This window comes from Dehalococcoidia bacterium (assembly GCA_041653995.1).
Lineage (GTDB): Bacteria > Chloroflexota > Dehalococcoidia > GIF9 > UBA5629 > CAIMUM01.
Map to the genome: position 1 here is coordinate 1 of JBAZEK010000039.1, position 4,862 is coordinate 4,862.

The following is a 4,862-nucleotide window of genomic DNA, read 5'->3' on the forward strand; positions in this document are numbered from 1 at the left end:
AAGCTCGTCGTTCCGCGCTTCGAGCTTGGCAAGCCACGGTTCGAGATGTGTTGGCCCGTACAGGAATGGCGTCTGCAGCAGGTCACTCTCCGGTGGTATGTCAACCTGTATGCCCCTGCCTTTGGCAACGCCTATCCAGAACTCGCAGGAAGGACGCTGCTTGGCATACTCTTGACCCACGGGATTGTCCTGCGCCATGTCCACACCGTACAGCGCGATACGCTTGTAGCCGTAGGCGACGGCCAGCGCGATGAGCCAAGAAATCGTGTTGGTGAAGTAGTTAGCGCCGGAATTGGTGTAGCCATCAGTCGCCATGTGAAGCACCTGCTCCAATGGGTAGCGCACACTGTTCGGAATCTCAGGATGCTGCCACCACATGAACACAGGAAACTTCTGCTTCGCCAGCCATGCCTTGTGATTCGGGTCACGCGCCGTAGGAGGCTCAAGCCCGTGCAGTTGAAACCACGCCGTAGCCCGAGCCTCCAGTTGCGGCATTTCCATGTACAGCTCGTTGATGGGCCATATATCCCAGCCGCCTTCGTCCAAAGGAGCCTTGTCCCTCGAAGAAGGTGCAAAGCCTAGGATGATGACCCTATCGTTTACCTTGCCTATCGGCTCGATGCCGAACTCGTTGATAGCCATGGGAAAACAGACACCCCCATTTGTCGTGTTTGGTCGGTCTTGCGGAATTCCCCCAGAGAGGTGGAACTAGGTGGTTGAGCCGAACACCACGCTACGGTTGTTTGTGACGACCCACTGTGTGCTGCCCGTGCCAATCGCGGAGAAGTACGAGTTTGTCACGTGCATGATTGCGGCCTGTTTGACGCCAGCCGTGCTGAGGAACTGCCCCACGCCTGTAAGCAGATATACCTTATAGGCATTGTTGGCAGTGGAGTCACCCTGTATGGCTGCGCGAACAACCGTAACCTGCCTGCCCGCCACAGGATTGCCCAGGTTGTAGTAGCACTTGCCCGTGGTGCGGGTAATCAGAGTTACGCCGTAGCCCGCAACGCCGCCTGCCGCGCCGCCCGTGGTGGCCTGCGTTGCGACGGAATGGTTCAGGCCGCTGGAAAGCGTGAGGCCCTTAGCTACCGAAGCCGCGCTGGAGCAGGTGAGCAGGTTTGTGACTGTGGCTTTGCTACTTGCGGTGAGTAGATTGTTGACTGTCGCTTTGCTGGAAGCTGTGAGCAACAGCCCAACGGTTGCCTTCGAGCTGGCTGTCAGCAACGCCGTTGCAGTCAGCTTGGAAGACGCAGTGGCCTCCAGCGTGAAGGTGGCTTTCGAGGATGCGGTGAGCAGGTTGGTGGCGGTTATCTTGGAAGAGCTGGTTATGGTGCCTCCTGTTACGGACAGCACACCAGCCGACAGCGTACCCGTGATGGCCGCAGACGAAGCCGTGATTCCCTTGGTGATGGCCGCCTTCGAGGTTGCCGCTATGCCGTAGTTGGCCTTGATGTCGCTTGTACCTTCGATGTTGCCAACGACGTAGATTGGCTGGAATACCTTCTTAACACCCATATTTATGCGCCCCCTTAGGCGACGCAGCCATGGAAGAAGGCTCCGCAGGTAGGACTGACTATCTTGAAGTCATACGCCATTTCACCCTCGATGCGGTCGGAAGCGATCTGCTCAAGCCTGTATCTCTTGATGCGGTTTGCTCCAAGGCCAGCGCCGTTCAAGCCTGTCCAGGTGAAGCAGTAGCCGCCGGACGGCTGCAGCAGGCCAGGGTTCGGGGGAGCGTACACGAGCAGCGCGTCCTTCGAGGTGTTGACGAACGCATACGAAGCGGTAGCGCCTTCCTTCGCGCTGTTCTTGACAGCCCACGCGACATAGAACCTCTCCACGTCAAACAGTCCTGCAAGCAGGTCTTCGGTGACTACGCCGCGCTGCGTGTACTTGATGCGCTCCAGGATGTCGGGGTGGTTCTTCAGGTGCTCGTACACTTCAGGGCCTACAACCATGATGTTGGGCTTGTAGCCGGTGTTCTTGATTATCGCGATTTGCTCTGCGGCAACATCCTCAATCGGTGTGCCTGCGGCAGTGTCCCAGTCGCCAGGAGCAATGTCAGCGCCCGTTGTGGAGCCTGTCCAGACGGAGGTCGCGAAGAACGTCGCAGCCCAGTCAATCTCTCGCTTGAGCAAGAGCTGCTGCGTGACGTACTCTGTGGCATCCCTGTCCAGATTGATGGGAGCATCCGCATTGGCTCTGGTCTGGTCATCTACATCCTTGTGGAAGCCGATAACGTCGCAGGAATAGGAAGCGGTTCCAATCCCGAATCCGCTGCCAGCAGTCTCCGAACCGGGTGCGCGTGGCTGTGCCTCACTTGTGAACCAGTAGGCTTGCGTATACGTGAAGTATTTGTCGGACTGCTTCGGAACCGGCACCACGGGGAAGACCTTGGTCGCTATGAACCTATCCTGCTTCTGGATGAACGCCGTGGATATGTTGGTTAGGGGACGGTCAACATGCACGTCCCCATAGGACGGTTGGGCCAAAGGTGGTCCCTCCTTGTCAGGAGAGCTCACACCCCCAGAATTGTGGCTATGCTTGCCCCCATAATGGAACCAATTGGCCCAGACGGGCCTGCTGGGGGGACAGGCTTTCGGCGGCCATTCCTAGTCTGGGCCAAGCCGAAAAGCGTGGTCAGAAGCTGAATTCAGCGCCTAACACATTGGGCTTAGAGTGAAGGTGAATCTCGGTACGGTAGGGCGGAACGTGGGAATCGAAGCGGGTAAGTGAAGCGGTGGTGTTTACGTGTCGGTCTTGATATGCTGTAGCACGCAGGAAATCGGCGCACCTGTGGATGTGCAGGTTTCCAGCACAGGCCCAAACAGCGGCGTATTGGCTACAGCAGCGGTGGACGACTTGGCGAAGCCCAGCGAGGTGAACCATACGAGGTCGCCGAAGGTAATCGTGGTCGTTGCGCCGAGAATCTTGCTGACAGCGCCGGAGCCGATGGGCCATACCGTAGCCGCCTGCCCACTGCCCGGCTTGTTCTGCAGAATGCCGAGTATCTTGTTGCCCAGCGAGCTGTTTGGCAGCCTGATGTAGCCCGCCGTCGATTCATCTAGGCCGACGGCGCGGAACTGGTAGCCCGCCCATGCAGTGCTTGCGGGAACCTTCAGTGTGCCAATAACCGTATACGGAGGTATCTGGTAAGCCATTACTACTTCACCCCCTGTCGCTTCTCAGTGTTGTATTGAGCGTAGAGGTCGGGATTGTCTTTCAGCGCGAGGTCATACGCCTGCTCGAAGGTGGGGGCCTTCTTCTCGGCGTGATACCGCTTGGCGATTTCCTCAAGCCTTGCCTCTGCCGAGTTCGGCACAGGCCCACTCTTGCCGATTGCCTGGAGCAGCACATTGTTCGTCTTCAGCGTCTCGTTCGCGGCGGTAAGCGCCGTTTCGATTGCAGCGTAGTGCTCGGGAGCCTTCTCGGAAAGCGCCTTCAGCACCTTGCCGAAGTCTTCAGACTTCAGGTTCGGTATGTCGGTGAGCTTCTCAGCCTTCGCGATGTACTCCTTCTCAATGCGCTGGTCACGTTCGGCCTTGGCAACCTTCTCGGCTTCCTCGGCACGAGTCTTCTGTGCTTCGAACTGCTTGCGAACCTCGGGATTGACACCCTTCCAGATGTCCTCGGGTTCTGGCTTCAGTGACTTCTTGACTTCCGCAAGCTCGCCCTCAAGTTTGGCGACTTTCTCGTTGGCTTCTTTCAAAGCAGCCTCGGAGTCCGTTACCTTCTTTTGCAGGGCCTTGATTTCCTCTTCGGTCATTCGGTTCTCATCCTCCTTGCTAGGAGAGTCTCGTTTCTCTGTGCCTGTCTCAATGCCAGCCTCTCGCGCAGCCGCTTCCAGCTTGGCCTTCGCCTTTGCTTTCAGCTCTGCGGAGATGTTGGTTTGCGGCAGGCGGGACAGCGCGTTGCGCAGGTGTGGCAGGTCAACCTTGCCGCTGCCGTCCTTGTATGGCAGGTGTCTCAAACCGCGAGGCACCGTCCTACCTGTTTCATCCTTCGTGCCGCCTGGTTCTATCACGGCGAAGCTGCTGTCGGGCAGGTCATTTATTTGAGCGGCACTCCAGAGCGCTTTGTTAATGTCGTCCGTGTCGGCGCGTTTGACTATCAGCCAGATACGCTTGTTTGCGGCACGGTCTACGCCAGCTACGGTGGGGATGTCCATTTCGACCATTTCTTTCTCAATCAGGGTTTCGGGCATGTTCTCACCACCTTTCGGGCAGTGCCTTCCATGCTGAGGCCGGTTCTTTCACCGGCCACTATCTTGGCGAAGTGCTCGGGGTGCCACACGACGCCAAGCAGCCATGAGCCTTTCTTAACCTTCTGCCCGTCAATCTCCATGTCTGCGCGGACGATGTAGTTCTCAACAATGTCTCCAATGCTGTCGTCGTCTGCCGTGTTGACGTGCATGTCGTTGAGGCCGCTCTTTTGTATCTCGTCCCATAGCGCGGTGATGTCTATTTCAATCGCTTCGCCAGTGTTCGCAGACTTCACAAGCTCCTCAACCAGTTCCGCCGCCATCTTGCGGGCCTTGCCCTTGCCCTGCAGAGTGCGCGTGAAACTCCAGCAGGCTTTCTCAATGGTACCTGCGCTGGCCCAGTCGCCCTGTGAATCCAGAGTCTCGGGCTCGTACACAACGCCCAAAGTGAACCTCTGAGTATCGTCACGCTTCAGAATCCTGCTTGTCAGTTCAACAGCTTCCGTGTCCATGTCTGCCCCCTTTCGCACTACGCCGTTAGCCCGCCGTATGGCCTTGGGAGCACAGGTTTCGTCCGTGCCGCCCTCTTTCAGGCATCTATCTAAAACGCTGTTAGCAACCGCTACCCACTGCCGCTTCTTATCGTCAGTGAGGCCGT

6 protein-coding genes are annotated in these 4,862 nt (G+C 57.6%); all 6 read right to left on the reverse strand.

From position 1 onward, the window contains the following. Window positions 1-642: hypothetical protein (locus WC359_14800; GenBank protein MFA5401717.1), on the reverse strand; the 642-nt coding region annotated here is incomplete at its 3' end. Between the two features lie 66 nt (window positions 643-708). Then, window positions 709-1,518, reverse strand: a complete 810-nt coding sequence (locus tag WC359_14805) for a hypothetical protein (GenBank protein MFA5401718.1) — start codon at window positions 1,516-1,518, stop codon at window positions 709-711. A 14-nt stretch (window positions 1,519-1,532) separates the two neighbouring features. After that, window positions 1,533-2,495 carry a major capsid protein gene (locus tag WC359_14810; protein MFA5401719.1) on the reverse strand — a complete coding sequence of 321 codons (963 nt, stop codon included), beginning with the start codon at window positions 2,493-2,495 and terminating at the stop codon, window positions 1,533-1,535. Between the two features lie 255 nt (window positions 2,496-2,750). Continuing rightward, on the reverse strand, window positions 2,751-3,164 hold the full coding sequence (locus WC359_14815; protein MFA5401720.1) for a hypothetical protein: 414 nt from the start codon (window positions 3,162-3,164) through the stop codon (window positions 2,751-2,753). 2 nt (window positions 3,165-3,166) lie between these two features. Continuing rightward, window positions 3,167-4,207, reverse strand: a complete 1,041-nt coding sequence (locus WC359_14820; GenBank protein MFA5401721.1) for a hypothetical protein — start codon at window positions 4,205-4,207, stop codon at window positions 3,167-3,169. Beyond that, a partial coding sequence (locus WC359_14825; protein MFA5401722.1) for an XkdF-like putative serine protease domain-containing protein occupies window positions 4,192-4,862 on the reverse strand: 671 nt, incomplete at its 5' end. The genes WC359_14825 and WC359_14820, both read right to left, overlap by 16 nt.